Here is a 2,609-nt window from a genome sequence, read left to right on the forward strand (position 1 = left end):
ACCTGTACCTGTGCCTGTGAAGCTTGGTTCTGGAGTGAAGGTTACAGTGCCATCTGGTGCAACTGTATAGGTTCCTTCACCATCAATAGTCTTAGTCGTGCTACCATCTTCAAAGGTCGCTGGAACATCATCATCCATTGGGACTTGTGGGTCACCTGCCGTAAAGACTGGTTGACCACTTTGAACTTGGCCTTGTTTTCCTGTAGACGTTGCGTCTTCACCTGTTGGAGTGACTTTTTCTACAGTAGGCGTATACTTAGCCGTTACTGCTGTGCCATTCTTATCAACACGTTTAACAGTGACACCTGTACCTGTGCCTGTGAAGCTTGGTTCTGGAGTGAAGGTTACAGTGCCATCTGGTGCAACTGTATAGGTTCCTTCACCATCAATAGTCTTAGTCGTGCTACCATCTTCAAAGGTCGCTGGAACATCATCATCCATTGGGACTAGTGGGTCACCTTCAGTAAAGACTGGTTGACCACTTTGAACTTGGCCTTGTTTTCCTGTAGACGTTGCGTCTTCACCTGTTGGAGTGACTTTTTCTACAGTAGGCGTATACTTAGCAGTCACCTCTGTGCCATTCTTATCAACACGTTTAACAGTGACACCTGTGCCTGCACCTGTGAAACTTGGTTCTGGGGTAAAGGTTACTGCACCATCTGGTGCAACTGTATAGGTTCCCTCTCCATCAATAGTCTTAGTCGTGCTACCATCTTCAAAGGTCGCTGGAACATCATCGTCCATTGGGACTTGTGGGTCACCTGCCGTAAAGACTGGTTGACCACTTTGAACTTGGCCTTGTTTTCCTGTAGACGTTGCGTCTTCACCTGTTGGAGTGACTTTTTCTACAGTAGGCGTATACTTAGCAGTCACCTCTGTACCATTCTTATCAACACGTTTAACGGTGACACCTGTACCTGTGCCTGTGAAGCTTGGTTCTGGAGTGAAGGTTACTGTACCATCAGAAGCAACCGTATAGGTTCCTTCACCATCAATAGTCTTAGTCGTGCTACCATCTTCAAAGGTCGCTGGAACAGCATCATCCATCGGTACTAGTGGGTCACCTGCCGTAAAGACTGGTTGACCACTTTGGACTTGGCCTTGTTTTCCTGTAGACGTTGCGTCTTCTCCAGTTGGAGTGACCACTTCAACAGTTGGTGTATAAGTTGTTTCAACTATCGTACCATTCTTATCTTTTGCTTGAATCTTAACAGCATCTGGTGTGCCTACAAAATCTAAGTTTGGTTGGAATGTAATCATACCAGTAGCTGGGTCAATACTATAAGTACCAACTTCTTGACCATCTTTCATGGCTGGAACTGTTGTTGCTGGTTGATTATTGGCATCCAACAAGGTAATGGTGTTTTGATCAATCGGAGCTGTCACATCACCTTCGGTGAACAATGCTTTAGCATCTGTTGTCTGTGCTTGACCTTGTTTACCTGTCGTTTCAGCTGTTTGGGCTGTTGGTGTTACTTTCTCTACTGTAGGAGTGTACTTAGCCGTTACTGCTGTGTCATTCTTATCAACACGTTTAACAGTGACACCTGTACCTGTGCCTGTGAAACTTGGTTCTGGGGTAAAGGTTACTGTACCATCTGGTGCAACTGTATAGGTTCCTTCTCCGTCGATGGTCATTTCTGTACTACCATCTTCGAAGGTCGCTGGAACATCATCGTCCATTGGGACTAGTGGGTCACCTGCTGTGAAGGTTGGTTGACCAGTTTGGACTTGGCCTTGTTTTCCTGTAGACGTTGCGTCTTCTCCAGTTGGAGTGACTTTTTCTACGGTTGGTGCATAAGTTGTTTCAACTATCGTACCATTCTTATCTTTTGCTTGAATCTTAACAGCATCTGGTGTGCCTACAAAATCTAAGTTTGGTTGGAATGTAATCATACCAGTAGCTGGGTCAATACTATAAGTACCAACTTCTTGACCATCTTTCATGGCTGGAACTGTTGTTGCTGGTTGATTATTAGCATCCAACAAGGTAATGGTGTTTTGATCAATCGGAGCTGTCACATCACCTTCGGTGAACAATGCTTTAGCATCTGTTGTCTGTGCTTGACCTTGTTTACCTGTCGTTTCAGCTGTTTGGGCTGTTGGTGTTACTTTCTCTACTGTAGGAGTGTACTTAGCCGTTACTGCTGTACCGTTCTTATCAACACGTTTAACAGTGACACCGGTGCCTTCACCTGTGAAGCTTGGTTCTGGAGTGAAAGTTACTGTGCCGTCTGGGGCAACTGTATAGGTTCCCTCTCCATCAATAGTCTTAGTCGTGCTACCATCTTCAAAGGTCGCTGGAACATCATCGTCCATTGGGACTTGTGGGTCACCTGCCGTAAAGACTGGTTGACCACTTTGAACTTGGCCTTGTTTTCCTGTAGACGTTGCGTCTTCACCTGTTGGAGTGACTTTTTCTACAGTAGGCGTATACTTAGCAGTCACCTCTGTACCATTCTTATCAACACGTTTAACGGTAACACCTGTACCTGTGCCTGTGAAGCTTGGTTCTGGAGTGAAGGTTACAGTGCCATCTGGTGCAACTGTATAGGTTCCTTCACCATCAATAGTCTTAGTCGTGCTACCATCTTCAAAGGTCGCTGGAA

1 pseudogene is annotated in these 2,609 nt (G+C 45.6%); it reads right to left on the reverse strand.

Features of this window, described 5'->3' with window-relative positions:
- Positions 1–2,609 (reverse strand): annotated as a pseudogene (locus tag JHK62_RS07870) (CshA family fibrillar surface protein C); the annotation flags it as partial.

The sequence above is a fragment of the Streptococcus pacificus genome (assembly GCF_016481305.1).
GTDB lineage: Bacteria > Bacillota > Bacilli > Lactobacillales > Streptococcaceae > Streptococcus > Streptococcus pacificus.